Below are 20,640 nucleotides of genomic sequence, written 5' to 3'. Positions count from 1 at the left end.
TCCTGCCAGAAATCCTGCATTGTCGCGCATTCGCCAATTGTCATCGGGCGTCATGACGCTTATGGGCATGTGTGCGGAAAATATGTCGTGTATCTCCCAGACAATCACGAAAGAACGGAGCGCTCGCTATGGCCCAATTGATTGATGGCAAGAAGCTCGCCGAGGATGTGGTTTCCACGGTGAAGACCGAAACCGAAAAGCTCGTGGCCGCAACCGGCATCGTGCCCGGCATTGCAGTGGTGATTGTCGGCGAAGACCCGGCAAGCCAGGTCTATGTCGCCTCCAAGAGCCGCAAGGCCAAGGAGTGCGGCTTTCACTCCGTTCAGCATGATCTGCCGGAAACGGCATCGGAGCGGGAACTTCTCGACCTGATCGAGAGCCTGAACAACGATCCCGCCATCCATGGCATTCTGGTGCAGTTGCCGCTGCCCAAGCACATTGATGCAGGCCGGGTGATCCAGACCATCTCGCCAGACAAGGATGTCGACGGCTTCCATTTCATCAATGTCGGAAAGCTCGGCACCGGCGAGGTTGAAACGGCTTTCGTTCCCTGCACGCCAGCAGGCGCGATGATCATGATCGAGCGCGTCCATGGCCGCGATCTTTCGGGGCTCAATGCTGTGGTGATCGGGCGTTCCAACATTGTCGGCAAGCCGATGTTCAATCTTCTGCTCGCCGCTAATGCGACGGTTACGGTTGCTCACAGCCGCACGAAGGACCTGCCCGCAATTGCCCGCACGGCGGACATTCTGGTGGCAGCGGTCGGGCGTCCGCAAATGATCAAGGGCGATTGGGTCAAGCCGGGCGCAACGGTGATCGATGTCGGTGTCAATCGCATTCCGGCACCGGAACGGGGCGAAGGCAAGACGCGGCTGGTTGGCGATGTCGATTTCGCGGAAGCCGAAAAGGTCGCCGGAGCAATCACGCCGGTCCCAGGTGGCGTCGGTCCGATGACCATTGCCCTGCTGATGGCAAACACGCTCACCTCGGCTTGCCGCACTGCTGGCGTGAAAAAGCCAGTTTTTTGACACAATTGAGCTGCGCTTTTTGCGCAGTTTCATTCCGGTTTTGATGGTTTGAAGGGCAAAACAGCTAAAATCGCTGTTTTGCCTTAATTTTATTCGGGCGTTTTCAGAATACCGAAGCGCCTTCGTCAGCCCGCCCGGCGATCTGGCGGAAGGCGCGGAACAATTCGCGTCCCATGCCATGTTCATTGCCGGAAAGATCAGGGCGATCCTCGCCGCGATCGTTCAGCAGGGCGATATTGGCCAAAACCTCCAGCGTACCATTGACGGCATCGAGGCGGATAACATCGCCATCGCGGATTTTTCCGATGACACCGCCATCGAGCGCTTCCGGCGTGACATGGATGGCGGAAGGCACCTTGCCGGATGCCCCCGACAGACGGCCGTCAGTGACAAGGGCAACGCGCTGGCCGCGATCCTGCAAGATGCCGAGGACGGTCATCAGCTTGTGCAGTTCCGGCATGCCATTGGCTTTCGGACCCTGATAGCGGACCACGGCGATGAAATCGCCGGTCAGTTCGCCAGCCTTGAACGCGGCCTGCATTTCCGCCTGATCGTTGAAGACCTTGGCGGGTGCCTCAATGACCTGACGCTCCGGCTTCACGGCGGAAACCTTGATGATCGCATTGCCGATATTGCCGGTCAGAACCTTGATGCCGCCGGTCGGCTGGAACGGCGCATGGATCTTGGCCAGAACCTTGTCGTCGCCGCTTTTTTCCGGCACCGGCTCACGCAAGACATTGCCGTCAGCGCCAAGCTTCGGTTCGATGGCATAAGGCCGCAGGCCTTCGCCCCAGACGGTGCGCACATCCTCATGCAGAATGCCGCCATCGAGCAATTCACGGATCAGGAAACCCATGCCGCCAGCGGCATGAAAATGGTTCACATCGGCAAGGCCGTTCGGATAGACACGCGCCAGAAGCGGCACCACATCCGAAATCTCCGAAATATCATGCCATGTCAGCTTGATGCCGGCGGCAGCGGCCATGGCGATCAGATGGATGGTATGGTTGGTGGAACCGCCGGTCGCATTGAGACCGATGACGCCATTGACGAAGGAACGCTCGTCCAGCATTTCGCCGACCGGCGTATATTCATTGCCGCAGGCGGTGATGGCCAGCGCGCGCTTGGCCGCCTCGCGGGTCAGCGCATCGCGCAGCGGCGTGCCCGGATTGATGAAGGATGCGCCCGGCAGGTGCAGCCCCATGATTTCCATCAGCATCTGGTTGGAATTGGCCGTGCCGTAGAAAGTACAGGTGCCGGGACCGTGATAGGATTTGGACTCCGATTCCAGCAGTTCGGCGCGCCCGACCTTGCCTTCCGCATAAAGCTGGCGGGTCTTGGCCTTTTCGTCATTGGGCAAGCCGCTGGTCATCGGTCCGGCAGGCACGAACACGGCGGGCAGGTGGCCGAAGGTCAAGGCACCGATGATGAGGCCCGGCACGATCTTGTCGCAGACGCCGAGATAGACGGCGGCATCGAACATATCGTGCGACAGGCCGACAGCGGTTGCCATCGCGATGACTTCGCGGGAGAACAGCGACAGTTCCATGCCCGCGAACCCTTGCGTCACGCCATCGCACATGGCGGGCACGCCGCCTGCAACCTGCGCCACGCCGCCCGCTTCGCGCGCCGCCTGCTTGATGAGCTGCGGAAAGGTTTCAAACGGCTGATGCGCCGACAGCATGTCATTATAGGCAGTGATGATGCCGAGGTTCGGAACTTCGTCGCCAGTCAGCGCTGCCTTGTCATGCGGGCCGCAGGCGGCAAAGCCATGGGCGAGATTGGCGCAGCCAAGGACGGCGCGTTTCGGCTTGTTTGAAGCTGCCTCGCGAACCCGACTGAGATAGGCCTCTCTGGTCGGCTTGGAACGTTCGCGAATGCGTGCGGTGATTTCCTGTATGCGTTTATGTGCGGACTGCATGGGCATGGGTATCACCTGTGCCAATCTGGCCTGTTGGAAATGCTCTATCTCTTTGTTTTTACGCGCATCTTGTCCGAAAACCGTTTCACGCTCTTCGGGATGCGCCTCAGCTTGTCCAATAAAGCTGGACGGGGGTGCGGGCATGATGGAAGACAGCCCGAACTGGCATTTCATTCTCGTCATCGCCGGAAAGCGCCTTTTCCAGCGTTGACTGCTTGGCGGCGCCTTCGATGTGCAGCACCAGCATGTCGGCTCCTGCGATGAGCGGCAGGGTCAGCGTCAGGCGCTTTTCACCGGCGCTCTCGGCATGGATCGGCAGCACGAGCGCGCGCGTTGCCGGATCGATCGCCTGATCGAGCCGGTCGGCATCGGGAAAGAAGGATGCGGTATGACCGTCATTGCCCATGCCGAGCACCACCACATCAAAAGGCTGGCGCAGCGCATCGATGCGGCTGGCGGCGGCAAGCGCCGCCGTTTCAACCGTCGCCGCCGGATTGTAGAGGCCGACAAACCGGGCGACGCCCGCATGGTCGCGCAGAAGATGCTCGCGCACCAGCCTTTCGTTGGAACGGTCGCTTTCGACCGGCACGAAACGCTCGTCCACGAGGGTGATCGTGACGAGGTTCCAGTCGATCATCTTGCGGGAAAGCACCTCGAACAGCTTGAGCGGCGTGGTGCCGCCGGAGACGGCGAGGGTGGCCTGACCCCGCTCGGCGATGGCGGCATTCAGCTTGTTCGCAATGGCTTCGGAGAGCGCCTGCGCCAGTTCCGTTCCGCTGGTGAAATCATGCCGTTCGATGCTCATTCCATTCCTTTCCATGCAAAAACTAGAGGCTCTCGTGCCATGTGCGCCCGTCACGCTCGATAAGCGCGATGGAGGACGAGGGGCCCCATGTTCCTGCTGTGTAACCCTGAACGGGCTGGCTGTTCAAATCCCATCCCTGAAGGATCGGATCGACCCAGCGCCATGCGGCTTCCACTTCGTCGCGGCGCATGAAAAGCGTCTGGTTGCCGCGAACGACGTCCATGATGAGGCGTTCATAGGCATCCGGATTGCGTTCGCTGAAGGATTCGGCAAAGGTCATGTCCAGCGGCACGTGGCGCAGGCGCATGCCACCCGGACCCGGATCCTTGATCATCAGCCATTGCTTCACGCCTTCATCGGGCTGGAGGCGGATGACGAGCTGGTTGGCCATCACCTTGCCGGCGCTTTCACCGAAGATGGAATGCGGGATCGGCTTGAAGGTAACGACGATTTCCGAAACGCGCGTGGCAAGCCGCTTGCCGGTGCGCAGGTAGAACGGCACGCCCGCCCAGCGCCAGTTGGCGATTTCCGCCTTCAGCGCCACAAAGGTTTCGGTATTGCTGGTGTCGCTTTCCAGATCTTCCAGATAACCGCGTACCGGACCGCCTGCGGAGGCTCCGGCGCGATACTGGCCGCGCACCGTCACGTCCTCGACATTGAGATTGGTGATCGGCTTCAGGGAGCGCAGAACCTTGACCTTTTCGTCATGGACGGCGTCGGCTTCAATCGATGAAGGCGGCTCCATTGCAACGAGGCAAAGAAGCTGGAGAATATGGTTCTGCACCATATCGCGCAGCGCGCCCGCCTTGTCGTAATAGCCTGCGCGCCCTTCCAGGCCGACGGCTTCGGCGACGGTGATCTGCACATGGTCGATATGGGCGGAGTTCCACAGCGGCTCATAAAGCGCATTGGCAAAGCGCAGCGCCATCAGGTTCTGCACGGTTTCCTTGCCCAGATAATGGTCGATGCGGAAAATCTGGTCCTCGCGGAAAACGCTGCCCAGCGTATCGTTGAGCGCCATGGCGGATTCCAGATCGCGGCCAATCGGCTTTTCCACGATGATGCGCGTGTCGCGGGTGATGAGACCATGCGCCTTCAGGCGCGTGGCGATGTCACCGAAAAGCGTCGGGCTGACGGCGAGATAGAAAGCGCGGATTTTTTCCGGCTTCTTGCCGATCAGGGTCTTGAGCGCATCCCAGCCTTCTTCGGACTTGGCATCGACAGCCACATAGCTGAGGCGGGCGAGAAAGCTGTCGACTTCCTTCTCGTCGACTTCCTCTGGCTTCACATGCTCATGGATGGCATTGCGTGCAAACTGTCGGTATTCGTCATCCGTCATGGCGCTGCGCGATGCGCCGATGATGCGCGTCGGGTCGGTGAGCTGGCCTGCACGCTGACGCTGATATAGCGCCGGGATGAGCTTGCGCTCGGCAAGATCGCCGGAACCGCCGAACACGATGCAGTCGAAGGGCTCTACCGGAATTGTCTGGCTGGTCATCTATCGCTCTCTCTTCTTGCGCAAATCAGTCTGCCTGCGGGCAGCATGCGATTTTAACGCTGCCCTTGTCTATTATCTAATCGATTTAAATTCAACAGTCGCAATGCCGCAATCGCACGAAATTGAAGCAATCCAAGACAATATTCCCGGATTGGGAACATTTGGCTTGTTCCCATTCTGGGAATAGACTATCTTGCGCTTCATGCAGATCATCGCTCGCAAAACCCTGAGGGACTTCTGGATCAGGCATCCACAAGCCGAGACACCTTTGGTTGTTTGGTTTTCTCTTGTGAGCAAGGCGCATTGGACCGGCCCAGCCGACATCAAGAAGATGTTTGGTTCGACAGTTGATTTCGTAGCGGACAATCGTGTCATCTTTGATATCGCCGGGAACAAATATCGCCTGATCGTTCATGTCGCTTATCCATTCGGGCGCGTGCTCGTGAAATTTGTCGGCACGCACAAGGAATATGAGCGCATCAATCCGGAGACAGTGTGATGGAAAATATTCGTCCGATCAAAACTGAAGCTGATTATGAATGGGCGCTGGCGGAAATTGCCGGATATTTTGACAAGTTGCCGGAAGCCGGCTCGCCGGAAGCCGATCGGTTTGACGTGTTGTCGGCGCTCGTTGAAACCTATGAACGCGAACAGTTTCCGATCCCGCTGGCGGGGCCGATAGAAACGATCACGGCATATATGCAGATGCATGGGCTGAATCAGTCCGCTTTTGCAGGGGTGATAGGATCGCGGTCCCGGGCATCGGAAATTCTCAATCGGCGCAGGGCGCTCAATATGGACATGGCCTATAAGATCAATCGTGCGTGGGGTATCCCCGCCGAGATATTGCTCCAGCCTTATCATCTTGCCAGCTCGCGCACAGATGCCGCCTAAGCGCGCAGGCGCGTGCCGCTTTTTGACAGACTCTGAGATCGAATTGCACTCGACGGAAGGGTGACAAAGCAGATAGAGCTGCCAGCTCGAATGAGCGGAATTGAATCGGATTTCTGGGTTTCGGAGCCAGCCCCAATTACGAATAGATTTACGAGATTATGCCAAAGGAGAATGACATGAAGAGGCTGCAAGACAAGGTCGCAATCATCACCGGTGCCGGTTCGGGCTTCGGTTCAGGCATGGCGCGCCGTTTTGCAGCCGAAGGCGCCAGGGTCGTTCTCGCAGATGTGAATGTGAAGCGTGTCGAGGACGAGCTTGCCGATATCGGCAAGAACAGCCTTTCCGTGCAGGCCGATGTTTCGCGCAAGGACGACATGGAGCGCGTGGCGCGCACGGCCTTCGAGGCGTTCGGCCGCATCGACATCATGGTCAACAATGCCGGTTTCACGCATCGCAACATGCCTCTGACGGAAGTGACGGAGGACAGTTTCGATCTGATCGCCGCGGTGAATATGAAGGCGCTTTATTATTCCAGCCAGATCGTTGTGCCGATCATGGAGCATCAGGGCGGCGGCGTCATCATCAATACGGCTTCGGCAACTGCGCTGCGCCCTCGCAAGGGGCTTGTCTGGTACAGCGCCTCCAAGGGATGGATCATCAGCGCGACCAAGGCGATGGCGCTGGAACTGGCGGAGAAGAATATCCGCGTCAACTGCATTTGCCCCGCCGAAAGCGACGGAGAGGCATTGAAGCTGTTTCTGGCGGAGGACACGCCGGAGGCGCGCGCAGCGCTGAAACGCACCATTCCGCTCGACCGTTTTTCGACGCCGGCGGATGTGGCGGAAGCCGCACTCTGGCTGGCCTCCGACGCCGCCTCCATGGTGACGGGGACGGCGCTCAATGTCGATGGCGGTTATTCGATCTAGCCATCGGCTTCGGCAAGGAAGTCATCAAATATGGCTTCCAGCCGCCTGTGCCGTTCGGCTGCCATAAGCTTTCCGGTTTCCGTCTTGAAACCGGAGGCGAGGCTGAACAGCTTGGTGCGGAAATGATCGAGCGCGAAGCGCTTGTCGTCCAGCGGACGGTTTTCGGCATGGGGATCGCGCCAGTCGTAAAGCGCGCTGCCCATGCGGCCCGCAATGTAGAAACAGCGTGCCGCGCCAATGACGCCTATCGCGTCGAGACGGTCGGCGTCCTGCAATATCTTCGCTTCCGTCGTGACAGGCTCGATATTGGCCGAAAAGCTGTGCGCCTCGATGACATGTGCGGCAAGGCCGATGCTCTCTTCATTCCAGCCAAGGCTGTGTAGCAGCATTGATGCCTTCTCCGCCGCCAGACGCGAAGCGCGATTTCTGTCAGGCGAGTTTTTCTCCACGCTCACGCAATCGTGCAACAGGGCGGCGGCGCACAGCACTTCCGCGTCGCCGCCTTCCCGACGCTGGATTGCGGCTGCATTTTTCCAGACGCGGGCAAGGTGAGAAAGGTCATGCGATCCATCCTCACCGTGTTCAAGCGCATGGGGCAGAAGCCTTTCCGCAAGCATTTCGAAAGGCGCGAAAATATGGGCTGTCATGCTGGTTCCACCATGGCGTTGGGGATTCGGACGATGACGGAAACTACGGGTTCTTGCGCAGGATGGTCCAGTTATAAATTGCGCCGAGCGCCATGATCAGGCATGTGCCGAGGAACACGGAACGCATGCCGAAGTGGCCGCCGACGAAGCCGCCTGCCACTGGCCCGGCAACCTGCCCGACATATTGGGCCGAGACGGAAAGCCCAAGCACGCCGCCCGCCACGCGGTCGGGGACGTTGTGTCTTATGACGCTGCTGATGCAGGGCAGAAGCCCGCCCAGCGCCAGCCCCATCAGAAAGCGCAGGCCGATCAGTTGCCAAGCTTGCGTCACAAAAGCCTGCGGGATCAAAAGCAGTGCGGAAACCGAAAGCGCCCCGATGATGACGCGTGTGTGGCCGATGCGGTCGGCAAGGCGGCCCAATCGCGAGGATGACAGGATGCTGCCGAGCGCTGCCGCAGCCATCACCACGCCGGAAATCAGCGTCACTTTCGTCTGGTCGTCCATCAACTGGATAACGTAGACGGTGATGATCGGCTCTATCGACATATTGGCGAAAAGCAGCAGCATCCCCGTCACCAGCATGGCGATGACCGGTTTCCGGTTGGGAATAGCGCTCCAGATCGATTCCGCCTTCTGTTCCTGCGTCGGCTTTGGCGGCTTGCGTTCTTCGCGAATGAGGAAAGTCGTGGCCAGAAATGTGAGAAAGATCACGCCGCCCGCCAGCCAGAAGGTTGCGCGGATGCCGATCAGCGGCGGCAAGGCGCCGCCGAGCAGCGGGCCCGCCAGATTGCCCGCCATGATGCCCGCCGAAAGCGCGCCCAGCGCCCAGCCGGTCTTGTCCTTCGGCGTCTGCGTGGCGACGAGGATCATCGATCCGGACGAATAGCCGCCCGCAATGCCCACAAACAGGCGCAACGCCACCAGTTGCCACACGCTCGTCACCATGCCGATCAGCGACATGGCGATGGCCATGCCGAGGCTGGCGCGGATCAGCATGAGCTTGCGCCCGTAACGATCGCCGAGCTTGCCCCAGAGCGGCGCGACGAAGGCTGCTGCCAGAAAGGTCGCGCCATAGGCGATGCCCGACCACTGCACGATGGCCGCGTGATCGACGACGCCAAGCTGTTCCACATAAAGCGGGAGGAAGGGCAGGAGCAGCGACATGGCAATGAGCGTCGTGAACGAACCAATGAGGCAGATCAAAAGGTTCTGCTTCCAGTAGCGTTCGGGGCTGTCCTGGGCCGTTTCATTTCCGGCAGCGGCTTGGGCGGTACTCATATCATGTCTCGCGGTTGCAATGTATTCCGTTTTGGGATACCAAATTGGTATGCATGAGTGCGCCTGTTGACGCCGCTTGTCAATCGGGGTGCGGGTTTAAAACGGAGAATGGTCGCCAATGTCACAGATGAGGCAGGTTGAAACGCAGCTTCGCGACATGATCCTCGGGCTGGAACTGGGACCGGGCGAGCGTTTGACCGAGCGCTGGATCGAGGCGCAGTTTGCCGCCTCGCGCACCCCGATCCGGGCCGCACTTCTGCGGCTGGAGGCGGAAGGACTGATTTGCCGCGAAGGGCGCGGCTGGACGGTTTCGCCGATCAATCTTGGTGAAATCGAGCAGATCGGCGTCTACCGCGAGGCGCTGGAAATCGCCGCTTTGAAGCTCACCTGCGCGCTTGAGGATCGCAGCGGCGTGGAGCCGATCACGGCCATGCTGGACAGTTGCGATGCCGACACCTCACGCGAGGAATGGCACCGTATCGGCATGGATTTTCATATTGAACTGGCGCGGCTTTCCGGCAATGAGTTTCTCAGCCGTGGCGTGCGCGATGCCATGCAGCGCCTCTCACGGGCGCGCTGGCTGGAGGTGCGCGACGAGGCGGCGCTTGCCCGCGCGTGGGGCGAACACCGCGCCATTCTCGACGCGGTGCGCGAAGGAGACGCCGACAAGGCGACGGGTCTGATGAGCGCGCATCTGGACGGTAGCCGCAGCCGTCTGGTCAGCAATCTGCACGAGGATCGGCGCGGCCTCAAGGCGCGCGGCTTTGCCGTCATCAGCGCGTGATATGATCGTCACCATTCGGGCAGCTTATGCCCGTCCCGCGAATAATATTGCGTGCGCCCATCGCCGATGCCAATATCGCGCAGGAGATATTCCGGCGAATGCTCGGTGATGACGAGGTGGGTGCGCTTGCGTGAAAACAGGCGGGCGAACAGCGTGCTCCAGCCGCTTTTCGGGCCATGGCCGGCTGGCAACACGGTAGCGGCCGCGCAGGCAGAATCGAGCTTTTTCATGATCTTACCTATCGGATGAAGCGGCCGTGGGAGCCAGCCGCTCGTTAAACTCTGCCTATAGCTATGCGCCTGAAAACCTTTGTTTTCCAATTGAACATCGATTAGTGTGCATAAGGAGGACTTATGCATCATGACGACAGCGCTTCCCCCTTTATCGGCCATTCGCGTTTTTGAATCCGCTGCCCGCCATGCAAGTTTCACCCGCGCGGCGGCGGAGCTGGGCATGACGCAGGCTGCCGTCAGCTATCAGATCAAATTGTTGGAGGAGCGTGTCGGCGCGCCCCTGTTTCTGCGTTTGCCGCGACAGGTGGAACTGACCGAACTTGGCAAGCAGCTTGCCCCCGCGATCACGGAGGCATTCGAGACGATGCGCAATGCCTTTGCCAGCCTGCGGGAGGATGCAGAGGGTACGCTGTCGATCAGCGTTCTCGCCACTTTTGCCGCCAACTGGTTGGCGCATCGGCTTGGCTCGTTCCAGATGCGGCACCCGTCGCTCGCGGTCAGGCTCGACACGTCCGACAGCGTGATCGATTTCGCGACGACCAATGTGGACATCGCGATCAGAAGCGGCTTCGGCAAATGGCCGGGTCTGGAAGCGCATCAGCTCATCAAGGCGAGTTTCACGCCGATGTTGAGCCCGGCTCTGGCTGCGACCATCGGTGGAGTGAAGGAGCCTGCCGACCTGCTGCGGCTCAAGATCATCGACGCAAGCGATCCCTGGTGGAAGATCTGGTTCAAGGCGGCGGGGATCGAAAACCCGCAATTAAAGGGCAACACGCAGAACCGGCTGGGCGCGCAGCATATTGAAGGGCGGGCGACGGTCGCGGGGCAAGGTGTCGGCATCCTCACGCCCGCTTTCCACCAGATGGAAATCGCCACCGGCCAGCTCATCCAGCCTTTCGACATTCTTGGCGACGATGGCCGCGCTTACTGGCTGGTCTATCCGAAATCCCGTCGCAACACGCCAAAGATCCGCGCATTCAGGGAATGGATATTGAGCGAACTCGACTGCGGATAGCGTTTAAGAAATGCATTTGATTTTGCAATGCGCTCAAAATTTTTTTCCGCCGCATGTCACATTCGGCAATTTTGTCTCGTCATGTCTGTCGAAACCCCTTGAACCGAAAGGACGATAATCATGACCGCTTTGTTCAACCCGTTCAACGCTGCGCCTGCGACGATGAATTCCTGGATGACCGCTTCGATGGCAATCGCCTCCAGTTTGGAAACGAGCCTGATCGAACTTGTCAAAATCCGCTCATCCCAGATCAACGCCTGCGCCAATTGCATCAATATGCACACGGTCGAGGCACGCTCGAAGGGCGAGACCGAACAGCGCATCTATTTGCTGTCGGCCTGGCGGGAAGCGCCGTGCTATTCCGAGCGCGAACGTGCGGCGCTGGGATGGGTCGACGCGCTCACCCGCCTATCGCAAGGCCACGACCTGGAAGAAGCGCGCAGCGCCATGCAGGCACATTTCACGGAAGAGGAGCAGGTGAACCTTACGCTGATGATCAACATCATCAATGGATGGAACCGCATTGCGGTCGGCTTCGACCTTTGGTTCGACCCGCAAACCAAACAAGTTGTGGCAAAGGCAGCCGCATGATGGTCGACATATCCCCGCAAGGCGATGCAGCCGAAAGCTTCGATCCGCTGCGCCCGAAACTGATCCGCGTTGCCTATCGCATGTTGGGTTCGGTCGCCGATGCGGAGGATATGGTGCAGGAAGCGTTCATCCGATGGATGAACGCCGACCGCAGCGCGGTGCGCGAGCCGGAAGCTTTTTTGCGCCGCGTTGTTACGCGCCTGTGCCTCGATTTTCTGAAATCCGGGCGCAACCGGCGCGAAACCTATTTCGGGCCATGGATTCCCGATCCGGTGGTCGAAGAGGAAGCGGATGATGACGTCACGCTGCCGCTCATGCTGGCGCTGGAACGTCTGTCGCCGCTGGAGCGCGCCGCGTTCCTGCTGCACGATGTCTTCGGGCTGGATTTCGACGAGATAGCAAGGACCATCCAGCGGGATGCGGCCGCCTGCCGCCAGCTTGCGGCGCGTGCGCGAAAGCATGTGCGCGAGGAGCGTCCTCGCTTTCAGGTCGATAGGCAACGCGGGCTCGAGCTGGCACAGGCTTTTTTCACGGCGTCGCGCAGCGGTGACATGAAGCTGCTCGGCACCATGCTCGCCGCAGATGTGCACATGCACGCCGATGGCGGCGGCAAGCGTCCGGCTTTCCCGAAGCCCGTGTTCGGTTTCAGCGAGGTGATGAAAATTCACGAGAAGCTGGCGGACTATTTTCGCGGCAACCAGTCGACGCTGCTGCGCACGGTTTTCATCAACGGCTTGCCCGGCTTCATAACGCGCGAGGCCGATGGAGAAATCCAGACGACGGCTCTCGATATGGAAGATGGCCGGATTGTCGGGATCTATGTCGTGCGCAATCCCGACAAGCTGAAGCATCTGAATTGAGCATTGTCTGACCGGATTTTGCTTGGATAAATGACGATTTGGAGTGCCCATCCGGTGAATTGGATCGGCACTCCAAATTTCCGTGTTGCGCGCAACCTTAAAAACCGTTCAGGCTTGTCGGGTTGCGCTCCACGTGATCGAGCATTTCAGAGGGTCCACGTCCCGGCAAGCCGGGGCGCTCCACTCTTTAACTTACCTTTTTGAGCGTGCTCGTATCCTTGTGCGCAAAAGGTTTTCCATAAACATTCAAATTCGTCGTTTGACTATATTGAAGTTTGTCTTTGGAGAAATCCATGTCTATGGAGAATTTCAACGTATTGTCATTGTTCAGCATGTAGTTGGATTCCGCGATGCCTTGATCTTTTGTTTCAAGCGTCATCACATCGCCGGCTTTTCCTTCCGCTACAACGCATACGGCTCTTGGGATGCAAAAAGAATTGTACACCACGTCATTCTTTTTATCATAAATCAAATATCCCCTTTGATCATGAAACTTGGCGCCATCCTTTTTGCGAAATACTTCCTGCTTGTAATAAAGTGCAGTCAGGGATTGATCGCTGGCATTCGTGGCACCTGCGGCCGGTTCGAATGTGAAAACTTCATAGTAGGGTTCCACGGCCACGCCGCCCTTGCCAACGGGGGATTGCGCCTGGCCGGGGGCCACGTCGACGCCGCCAGTTTCTTCCGTCTTCCACGTGCCGACGAGCTTTGCCAATGGGCCAAGATCCAGGCCGTCTACTATTGTGCCGCTTGTTGGGGCGGGGGCCATATCTTCAGCATATGAAGGTAGAGTTGAAGCTGAAAAAGACACAGCTAATAAAGCAACAGAAAGTCTAAACATTGTTTTTCCTCAAATAGGCGTAGTTCTAAATAATTTTCTTAACGATATAAATATTAGTTCTGTGATATACGGTGCCGTTCACTTAGAAATATTCTAATAAAATGTCAACAGGACGCGAATTGACTATTTCGTGAGCGTTCGGGTGCCGATCTGGTCGAAAAAGATCGGCAATCCTTGTTTTGACGCCCATTTCAAAAGACGCACGGGCCTGCAGATTCACCCGATCAGGTAGCGGCAAAGACCTGCGGCGCCGATGCCGATCAGGACGGTTGGCAGCATGGAAAAGCGCGTTGCGGCGAAGATCGTGATTGCAAGCGCGATGAGGTCGGCTGGCTTGTCCGAAACGAAATCGGGCGCGATGACCGAGATCAGAACACAGCCCGGTGCTGCTTCCATCACCGCCGTTGCCCGTTTGCCAAGCGTGCGGTTGCGCAGCAGCACATAGCCGCCAATGCGGGTGAGATAGGTGACGCTTGCCATCAAAACGATGGTGAGAACGGCGAGTGGGTCGATCATTCTTCACCTGCCAGCAGATAGGCTGCAACGAGACCGGACAAGGCACCGGCGGCGACATACCAGGCCCCGGGAACAGTGAGATAGGTGAGCGCGGCGACCACAAGGCTGACCAGCCACGGGCGCGCTGCCGCAAAACCTTTCCACATGCCCGCCAGCAGAACGAGAAACACCGCCGGAAACGCCATGTCGAAACCGTAGGGCCGCAGGTCCCCCATCATCGGGCCGAAGGCAGCGCCAAGCGTGGTGAAAACCACCCAGGCGAGGTAGAAAGGTATGGCGACGCCCGCATAGAAGGTGAGGCTCATCGCAGGATTGACGCCTTTCGACTGGCGGCGTTTCGCATCGGCAAGTCCGAGCGCCCAGCTTTCATCGCACATCAGAAACAGGCTCGCGAAAGCCTTGCGCTTGGGCAGGTGGCGGATGAACGGTGCCAGAGCGGCGCCCATCAGCAGGTGGCGGCTGTTGACCAGAAAGGTGATCGCAACGATGAGGAGGACATGCGGCGGCGAGGTCCAGAGCTGGATGGCCGCGAATTCCGACCCGCCTGCAAAGTTCAGCCCGGTCATCAGCGGCACTTCCACGATGCTGAGGCCCTTTTGCGCGGCCTGCGCGCCCAGAACCAGCGCATAGGGAATGATGCCAAGCAGAACCGGAAGACCGGCAGCGGCCCCGCGACGGAATTCCGAGCCGCGCCCGGATCTGCTCTTTTGAGGCGCATAGGCCTGTGAAATATCCATAAAATTTCCGTTGGCTGGCCGGTAGTCGGCTGCCCCTTTCCAGAGCATTTCCAGCAAAAGTGCGAAGCGGTTTTGCGTTGGATAATGCGATAAAACAAAAGGTTAGAGCCGTTCCGGCGACTCCGTTTTAACCGGAACCGCTCCAAGTCTCTTGCCCGTTTGCTTGAGAAGTTTCGCAAGTATAACCAATCTCTTACGCAATTTGGTTGCGAATTAGGCCTGCTTGCTTCAATCTTTGGCAGAAAATGCCAGAGATACCGCTATAAATGGAATTGAGCGCCAATGAAGCTGGATGAGATCGACAAACGGATTCTGCGCGTGCTGCAACGCGATGGCCGCATCGCCAATAATGACCTAGCACGCGAGGTCGGCCTGTCGCCTTCACCCTGCTTGCGACGGGTGAAGCTGCTGGAGGAGGCGGGCGTGATCGACCGCTATGTCGCGGTGCTGAACCCGGCCAAGGTCGGCAAGGGGCTGACCTTTTTCACCCGCATCCGGCTGGACCAGCAGGACGAGGAAACGCTGCAGACCTTCGCCAAGGAAATCTTGAAGCTGCCGCAGGTGCTCGAATGCTATTTCATGCTTGGCGACTACGATGCGATGATCCGGGTGGTTGCGGCGGATATCGAGGATTACCGCCGCTTCCAGTCGGAATATCTAAGCCGCATCAAGGGCGTCCAGAACCTGAAGACCGACGTGCCGAGCCAGACGGTCAAGCAGACTTCCGAAATGCCCCTGTAGCCTCGTCTGCTGTCCGGTTTTTCGCAATGACCGGATCGGGCTGCGCCAGTTCCTCATTGACCTGATCTGCCAGCGCGAAGAAACGTCTTCGCATCTTTGAGGCATAGGGATTGGCGTGCTCGATGGCCTGAAACACTTCCGGCGCATCGTAGCGCACCATGTCGACCGCCTGCATCAGAAGATCGAAGCTTTTTGTCGTCATGCGGGTGGGCAATGGTTCCATCCGCACCAGAACCCTTGCGATAAGATGTGTCAGGCCCTGCGCCATCGCCGCTTCACGGTCATGGTCTTCCGGTGTCGTCATGATGACATTGAGGGAAAGGTGCTTTTTCAGGAAGGCTGCAACCCGGTGGAACCGCGTGCCGCGCACCGGGCAGACGGCGATTTTCAGCCCGGCAATGCCGTCGCGCGCACTCTGCGGACCGAAAAGCGGATGGGTGGCGACAATATCGACATGCACGGGCAGGCCGCGCCGCATGATATCGGCAGGCCCGACTTTCACCGAACCGACATCGAGAACAAGCGCGCCGGGGCGCACGTGCGGCGCAATCGCCTCCACGACGCTTTCGAGCGTTGCGACCGGCGTTGCGAGGATAACGATATCGCACCGGGCGGCCTGTTCCATCGAGGCCGGGGTGACGCCATGGATATGCGCCGTCTGTTCAAGGTTCGCGGCGGGATCATAGGCATAGAACTGGAAATACGGGTTCAGATAGCGGGCGATAAGCTGCCCGAACGCACCAAAGCCGATAATGCCAATTTTCGTATGCTGATTTCTGTCGCGAGACATGGACTGACCTCTTAAGGGCCGCATGGCCAGAGGCGCTGTCCTTGAAACTCAACCGCTGGCGATGCAGCGGTTGAACTATGACAAAGCAAACCCGCCGCTATGTGAGCGGGGCGTAATAAGACCGGGTGCTGATGAGTGCTTTGTTCATGCCGTCTTGCTATTCCTGCCTTGAACGGATGTCAACACCGTCTATTTCAGATAGGCGCGAACCACATCGACAAGCTCGCCCGCGCCTTCGTCGCGCTCCTTCTGCGGAAGGGCGCCATCGGCCACATGCATCAGAATGTGATCTTCGATCACTTCCGCCATCAGCCCGTTGACCGCGCCGCGAACGCCCGCGATCACCTGCATAACCTCAGCGCAGCCCTTCTCGTCCTCGAGCATCCGTTCCACGCCCTCAAGCTGGCCGCGAATGCGGCGCACGCGGTTGATGAGCTTCTGCTTTTCACGGATCGTGTGGGTCATGGATGCTCCTGAAATCTGGACGGTCAGGCGGTTCGCGGTTCCACCTCCACCGTCACATGCGACAAATCATGGATGGCTGCAAGCTTGTTCCGGTAATAGGACGGCGCTTGCGGCTGTTCCGCGATGATGGAAACGATGGCGCCGTGATGGCCCGGCCCAAGCTGCCAGACATGCAGGTCGGCTATTTCGCCGCCCTCGCGGACGATGATTTCGGCTATCTCCTGCGGCAGGTCCTCGTCTTCCGGCAGATAGTCGAGCAGGGTGGAGCCGGTGTCCTTTATCAGGCCCCATGACCAGTTTGCGATCACCAGCGCGCCGACGATGCCTATCGCCGGATCAAGCCAGAGCCAGCCGTAAAGACTGCCCAGCAGAAGCGCCGCAATGGCAAGCACCGATGTCAGCGCATCGGCGAGCACATGCATATAGGCGGCGCGCAGGTTCTGGTCATGGCTGTGATCATGGTGGTGGTGGTCGTGATGGTGCGAATGATCGTCCCTGAGAAGCCAGGCACAGACCAGATTGACGATCAAACCGATGACGGCGACCAGAATGGCTTCGTGAAAGTCGATGTCGACCGGCGCGCTGAAGCGCCAGAAGCTTTCCCAGCCGATCAGAAGCGCGATCAGCGCCAGAACGATGGCGCTGGCAAAACCCGCCAGATCGCCGAGCTTGCCGGTGCCGAAGGTAAAGCGCGCATTATGCGCGTGCCTGCGCGCATAGAGATAGGCCAGCGCCGCGATCAGCATCGCCGCCGCATGGGTGGACATATGCCAGCCATCGGCGGTCAGCGCCATGGAGCCGTAGAGATTTCCGGCGGTGATCTCGATTATCATCATCGTCACCGTGATGGCGATCACCATCCAGGTCCGCTTTTCGTTGCGCTGGTGATTTTCTCCCAGAAAGAAATGATCGTGCCGGGATGACAGTCGATGCCCGTTATGATCCGGATGGTGATGTGTGCTCATGAAACGATCCTCTATTAGAATAGAGGGGTATACTATTTTCAGATGCGCGGCAAATCACACTTTTGCAAGCTCGTTTAGCCTCGATCAGCAGGAACGACCGTGCGCAATGTCTTTGAACGGCAGAAATACTCACCTTTCGAGGTAAGGCTTACGCCTATTCGGGAAGCCCGATGGACTGATTGCCGGAATCTGTTCGGAGCCGGCATCAGCTAAGATTGCCGACATCGGAGCGCATCCCGAAAAGTGTGAAACGGTTTTCGGAAAAGATGCGCGTCAAAATAAACACTAGAGCGCCAACTGATCCAATCAGATCGAAACGCGCTCTAACGTGGGGCAAAGTATCGAAGCGCCGCAAATCCGGCAACGCGGAACGACGCTTCAGATTTTGAAGCTGCGCATCGTGCTTTGCCAGAATCCACGCTGATTTTCGGGCCGATGCCGTAACGATAAAAGCGGAGGGATTCATGTCTTCAGAAAAGAACGGGCATTCGCCGCGCAGTCGGGCGCGACGGCATTTTCTGGGCCTCACGGCTGCCACCGCCGCCAGGGCCGCGGCGCTGGGCGTGTTTGCTTCAGCAATGTGGACACGCCCGTCACAAGCGCTCGGCACGAAATGGTGGCATGGCGGCGGACATGGCGGTCACGGCGGCGGAGCCAATTGCCTCCTGAAAGGAACGCTGATCGAAACACCCGGCGGCCCGGTGGCGGTGGAGGCTTTGTCGGTTGGCGATCTCGTGACCACGGTTCGAGGCGACGCCCGTCCGGTCAAATGGGTCGGCTGGCAGAGCCACAGAAAGGGCGGCGCAGAATGGAGCGAGAGCGTGATGCCGATCCGCGTCAAGCGCCATGCCATCGACGGTAAAACCCCGCAGCGCGACCTTTATCTTTCGCCCAACCATGCGCTGCTCATCGATGGCGTGCTGATCCGCGTGAAGGATCTGGTCAACGGCCAGAGCATAGCGCGCGTGTCGATGGACAAGCCGATCGACTATTACAACATCGTTCTCGACGGTCATGATGCCGTGCTGGCAGAAGGGGCTGCCGTCGAGACTTATTTGATGCGCGGCGACAGCTACAAGAGCTTCACCAATTTTGCCGAGTATCGGGAACTTTATCCGGAGGAAGCCAATATCATCATGCAGCCCTGTGCGCCGCTGATGGGCTATGAAGGCGCCCGTCAGCACATACATGCGCTGTTGTGCATGAGCGGCATTCTTCCCGTGCGGGACGTGGTTGAGGAAACCTATCAGCGTCTGGCCGCGAAGGCAGGTGCAAGCGTAGCGTAGAACATGAAGCACCGGACGATGATAAGAATGGCGGGGTGCAGACTGCACCTCGCCTTTTTCATGAAAGAAGGCTGACCTAAATTCTGTCCATCAATGCATACCATGACAGGGCAAGGAACAGGAGCGGCGAGCGGAAGGTGCGACCACCGGGGAAGGCGGGAATGCGCAGTTCCTCGAACAGTTTCAGCCTGTCGCGATTGCCTGTCAGCGTTTCCGCGTAAAGCGTGCCCATGTAGTTGGCCAGCATGACCCCATGGCCGGAATAGCCGCCTGCGGAAATGACGCCGGGCATGACCTCGCGCACAAAAGGCTGGCGCGGCATGGTGATGCCAACCGAACCGCCCCATGCATGGGTGATCTCGACCTTGTCCAGCGCCGGGTAAATTTCGGCGATCTGACGGCGGATATGCGTGCTGATGTCGCGCGGATTGTCGGCGGTATAGGCCTCACGCCCGCCGAACAGCAGCCTGCCGTCTTTTGAGCGGCGGAAATAGCGCACCACAAAGCGGGAATCGTCGACGGATTCACCGCCCGGAATAACCGGGCTGTCGTCGCCCAGCGGCACCGTTGCGCCGATGAAGGAGCGGATCGGCATGACATGCGATGCGCTGAGCGGCTCCAGCAGCCCGCCATAAGCATTGACGGCGATGAAGGCGTTTTTCGCGACGATGGTTCCGCGATTGGTTTCGACCTCGACCCGCCCGCTTGCCGTGCTGATTTTGGTGGCTCTTGTGTCTTCAAACAGCTTCGCCCCCGCTGCATGGGCGGCTTTTGCCGTCCCGACGAGCAATTTCAGCGGATGAATATGGCCGGTGCCTGCATCATAGACACCGCCATGATAGCGCTGCGAACCGAGCAGGCGCGCCGTTTCCTCACGATCGAGCAGGCGCAGGTGCGGATAGTTGAAGCGGCTTGCCATCAGCTCGACATGACGCTCATAGGACTTCAGATAGCGCGGCTTGTGCACGACTGAAATCTGGCCGGGCACATATTCCATGTCGATCCCGTGCTCGTCCGCAAAAGCGAGAAGGTGAGCCTTGGCTTCTTCCGCCACGTCGAACAGCGCCTTGGCGCGCTCGAAGCCATATTCGGCTTCCAGCTCCTCGGCCCATGTGCGCTGGCCGGTGCCGAACTGCCCGCCATTGCGGCCCGATGCGCCATCACCGAACCGGGCGCCATCGATCAGAACCACATCTGCGCCTTGCCTTGCCAGATGATAGGCCGCTGAAAGCCCCGTATATCCGCCGCCGATGACGACGATATCGGCCTGCCGCGACCCATCCATTTCGGGATATTGCGGGCGGTCCGGAACGGTCGCCTCGTACCAGGAATAGCCGGGCGAGATTGGGGACTGGTAGGGCATTGGCGATTCCGTTTCAAGGGAGTAGGGAATAGGGGAGTAGGTCAGGTTTCCGATAGTTTACGGATCAGAAGTCGTAACAGCTTTCCGACGCTTTCACTCTTGGTCATTATGGGTTCCATTTTTTCGCTTCTGATGAAGCCCAACCTTTCAGCAATGAGCAAGTGAGTTTCCATTTCTTTCAAGGAACCTTGAGCGATACGCAGAAACTGCTGATAGGAACCGCGCGTATCGCGGCCATATCCCTCCGCGATATTGGCCGGAATAGAAACGGCAGCACGCCGAACCTGACTGGTAAGGCCATAAGCCTCTTCTTTCGGCCAGGTTTCAGTCGATTGGTATATAGCCGTCACGAGCTCCATTGCTTGCTGCCACACAAGTATATCGCGATAAGAATTGATTGCCACAGCCACGCCCCCGCATATCTGCTTACTCCCTTACTCCCTTACTCCCTTACT

24 protein-coding genes are annotated in these 20,640 nt (G+C 58.7%); 10 read left to right on the top strand and 14 right to left on the bottom strand.

The window, feature by feature from the left end; genetic code table 11:
- The first annotated feature begins 128 nt into the window (after positions 1-128).
- Entirely contained in the window at positions 129-1,028 is a 900-nt protein-coding gene (gene folD, locus F9K78_RS03805) for a bifunctional methylenetetrahydrofolate dehydrogenase/methenyltetrahydrofolate cyclohydrolase FolD (protein ID WP_121982011.1), read from the top strand.
- A 103-nt stretch (positions 1,029-1,131) separates the two neighbouring features.
- Here the strand turns inward: folD and edd are convergent, their stop codons facing one another.
- The 3 genes from edd to zwf form a co-directional block, all read right to left on the bottom strand.
- Positions 1,132-2,955, bottom strand: coding sequence for a phosphogluconate dehydratase (gene edd, locus F9K78_RS03800; RefSeq protein ID WP_121982010.1), 1,824 nt, complete (start codon positions 2,953-2,955; stop codon positions 1,132-1,134).
- 100 nt (positions 2,956-3,055) lie between these two features.
- On the bottom strand, positions 3,056-3,754 hold the full coding sequence (gene pgl / locus F9K78_RS03795; protein ID WP_121985267.1) for a 6-phosphogluconolactonase: 699 nt from the start codon (positions 3,752-3,754) through the stop codon (positions 3,056-3,058).
- Positions 3,755-3,776: 22 nt separating this feature from the next.
- On the bottom strand, positions 3,777-5,252 hold the full coding sequence (gene zwf, locus F9K78_RS03790) for a glucose-6-phosphate dehydrogenase (RefSeq protein ID WP_121982008.1): 1,476 nt from the start codon (positions 5,250-5,252) through the stop codon (positions 3,777-3,779).
- A gap of 202 nt (positions 5,253-5,454) precedes the next feature.
- Between zwf and F9K78_RS03785 the strand changes: the two genes are divergently transcribed.
- The 3 genes from F9K78_RS03785 to F9K78_RS03775 all read left to right on the top strand — a co-directional run bounded on the left by F9K78_RS03785 (position 5,455) and on the right by F9K78_RS03775 (position 7,072).
- Positions 5,455-5,751 carry a type II toxin-antitoxin system HigB family toxin gene (locus F9K78_RS03785; protein ID WP_121982051.1) on the top strand — a complete coding sequence of 99 codons (297 nt, stop codon included), beginning with the start codon at positions 5,455-5,457 and terminating at the stop codon, positions 5,749-5,751.
- Entirely contained in the window at positions 5,751-6,146 is a 396-nt protein-coding gene (locus F9K78_RS03780) for a helix-turn-helix domain-containing protein (protein ID WP_121982007.1), read from the top strand. The genes F9K78_RS03785 and F9K78_RS03780 overlap by 1 nt, the downstream gene beginning before the upstream one ends.
- 176 nt (positions 6,147-6,322) lie before the next feature.
- The gene (locus F9K78_RS03775; RefSeq protein ID WP_121982006.1) at positions 6,323-7,072 is read left to right on the top strand and encodes an SDR family oxidoreductase; all 750 of its coding nucleotides are present in this window, start codon (positions 6,323-6,325) and stop codon (positions 7,070-7,072) included.
- On the opposite strand, the gene F9K78_RS03770 is transcribed toward F9K78_RS03775, so the two are convergent.
- Together F9K78_RS03770 and F9K78_RS03765 are read right to left on the bottom strand one after the other, a co-directional pair.
- Entirely contained in the window at positions 7,069-7,719 is a 651-nt protein-coding gene (locus F9K78_RS03770; protein WP_121982005.1) for an HD domain-containing protein, read from the bottom strand. The two genes, F9K78_RS03775 and F9K78_RS03770, sit on opposite strands and share 4 nt — an antisense overlap.
- 43 nt (positions 7,720-7,762) lie before the next feature.
- A complete protein-coding gene (locus F9K78_RS03765) occupies positions 7,763-8,998 on the bottom strand; it encodes a multidrug efflux MFS transporter (protein WP_121985269.1) in 1,236 nt (411 codons plus the stop codon).
- Positions 8,999-9,116: 118 nt separating this feature from the next.
- Here F9K78_RS03765 and F9K78_RS03760 point away from each other — a divergent pair, with 118 nt between their 5' ends.
- Positions 9,117-9,782: a GntR family transcriptional regulator gene (locus tag F9K78_RS03760; protein WP_121982003.1), complete on the top strand. Its 666-nt coding sequence runs from the start codon at positions 9,117-9,119 to the stop codon at positions 9,780-9,782.
- 8 nt (positions 9,783-9,790) lie between these two features.
- On the opposite strand, the gene F9K78_RS03755 is transcribed toward F9K78_RS03760, so the two are convergent.
- Entirely contained in the window at positions 9,791-10,012 is a 222-nt protein-coding gene (locus F9K78_RS03755) for a hypothetical protein (protein ID WP_121982002.1), read from the bottom strand.
- A 130-nt stretch (positions 10,013-10,142) separates the two neighbouring features.
- Between F9K78_RS03755 and gcvA the strand changes: the two genes are divergently transcribed.
- The 3 genes from gcvA (at position 10,143) to F9K78_RS03740 (ending at position 12,481) form a co-directional block, all read left to right on the top strand.
- Positions 10,143-11,030 (top strand): transcriptional regulator GcvA, encoded by an 888-nt coding sequence (gcvA, locus tag F9K78_RS03750; protein WP_121982001.1) that lies wholly within the window; start codon positions 10,143-10,145, stop codon positions 11,028-11,030.
- Positions 11,031-11,150: 120 nt separating this feature from the next.
- Positions 11,151-11,621 (top strand): carboxymuconolactone decarboxylase family protein, encoded by a 471-nt coding sequence (locus F9K78_RS03745; RefSeq protein WP_121982000.1) that lies wholly within the window; start codon positions 11,151-11,153, stop codon positions 11,619-11,621.
- Positions 11,621-12,481, top strand: a complete 861-nt coding sequence (locus F9K78_RS03740; RefSeq protein ID WP_121982050.1) for a sigma-70 family RNA polymerase sigma factor — start codon at positions 11,621-11,623, stop codon at positions 12,479-12,481. Before F9K78_RS03745 ends, F9K78_RS03740 begins: the two co-directional genes overlap by 1 nt.
- Before the next feature lie 187 nt (positions 12,482-12,668).
- On the opposite strand, the gene F9K78_RS03735 is transcribed toward F9K78_RS03740, so the two are convergent.
- From F9K78_RS03735 to F9K78_RS03725, 3 genes are all read right to left on the bottom strand, one after another.
- The gene (locus tag F9K78_RS03735; RefSeq protein WP_121981999.1) at positions 12,669-13,322 is read right to left on the bottom strand and encodes a heme-binding beta-barrel domain-containing protein; all 654 of its coding nucleotides are present in this window, start codon (positions 13,320-13,322) and stop codon (positions 12,669-12,671) included.
- A 216-nt stretch (positions 13,323-13,538) separates the two neighbouring features.
- Positions 13,539-13,838: an AzlD family protein gene (locus F9K78_RS03730; protein WP_121981998.1), complete on the bottom strand. Its 300-nt coding sequence runs from the start codon at positions 13,836-13,838 to the stop codon at positions 13,539-13,541.
- Complete coding sequence (locus F9K78_RS03725) at positions 13,835-14,575, bottom strand: AzlC family ABC transporter permease (protein WP_121981997.1); 741 nt, start codon at positions 14,573-14,575, stop codon at positions 13,835-13,837. The genes F9K78_RS03730 and F9K78_RS03725 overlap by 4 nt, the downstream gene beginning before the upstream one ends.
- A gap of 282 nt (positions 14,576-14,857) precedes the next feature.
- Between F9K78_RS03725 and F9K78_RS03720 the strand changes: the two genes are divergently transcribed.
- Positions 14,858-15,316, top strand: coding sequence for an Lrp/AsnC family transcriptional regulator (locus tag F9K78_RS03720; protein ID WP_006473061.1), 459 nt, complete (start codon positions 14,858-14,860; stop codon positions 15,314-15,316).
- Here the strand turns inward: F9K78_RS03720 and F9K78_RS03715 are convergent.
- The 3 genes from F9K78_RS03715 to dmeF form a co-directional block, all read right to left on the bottom strand.
- The gene (locus tag F9K78_RS03715; RefSeq protein ID WP_121981996.1) at positions 15,288-16,106 is read right to left on the bottom strand and encodes a prephenate dehydrogenase/arogenate dehydrogenase family protein; all 819 of its coding nucleotides are present in this window, start codon (positions 16,104-16,106) and stop codon (positions 15,288-15,290) included. The two genes, F9K78_RS03720 and F9K78_RS03715, sit on opposite strands and share 29 nt — an antisense overlap.
- Positions 16,107-16,295: 189 nt before the next feature.
- Positions 16,296-16,571: a metal/formaldehyde-sensitive transcriptional repressor gene (locus F9K78_RS03710; protein ID WP_021587391.1), complete on the bottom strand. Its 276-nt coding sequence runs from the start codon at positions 16,569-16,571 to the stop codon at positions 16,296-16,298.
- Positions 16,572-16,594: 23 nt separating this feature from the next.
- Complete coding sequence (gene dmeF / locus F9K78_RS03705) at positions 16,595-17,536, bottom strand: CDF family Co(II)/Ni(II) efflux transporter DmeF (RefSeq protein ID WP_121981995.1); 942 nt, start codon at positions 17,534-17,536, stop codon at positions 16,595-16,597.
- Positions 17,537-18,000: 464 nt separating this feature from the next.
- Between dmeF and F9K78_RS03695 the strand changes: the two genes are divergently transcribed.
- On the top strand, positions 18,001-18,822 hold the full coding sequence (locus F9K78_RS03695; RefSeq protein ID WP_121981994.1) for a Hint domain-containing protein: 822 nt from the start codon (positions 18,001-18,003) through the stop codon (positions 18,820-18,822).
- 76 nt (positions 18,823-18,898) lie between these two features.
- Here F9K78_RS03695 and F9K78_RS03690 read toward each other — a convergent pair whose 3' ends face one another.
- Together F9K78_RS03690 and F9K78_RS03685 are read right to left on the bottom strand one after the other, a co-directional pair.
- On the bottom strand, positions 18,899-20,185 hold the full coding sequence (locus F9K78_RS03690; protein ID WP_121981993.1) for an NAD(P)/FAD-dependent oxidoreductase: 1,287 nt from the start codon (positions 20,183-20,185) through the stop codon (positions 18,899-18,901).
- A gap of 41 nt (positions 20,186-20,226) precedes the next feature.
- A complete protein-coding gene (locus tag F9K78_RS03685; protein WP_121982049.1) occupies positions 20,227-20,589 on the bottom strand; it encodes a four helix bundle protein in 363 nt (120 codons plus the stop codon).
- Positions 20,590-20,640: the final 51 nt, after the last annotated feature.

This window comes from Brucella pseudintermedia (assembly GCF_008932435.1).
Lineage (GTDB): Bacteria > Pseudomonadota > Alphaproteobacteria > Rhizobiales > Rhizobiaceae > Brucella > Brucella pseudintermedia.
This window is presented reverse-complemented; position numbering and strand designations above follow the sequence as displayed.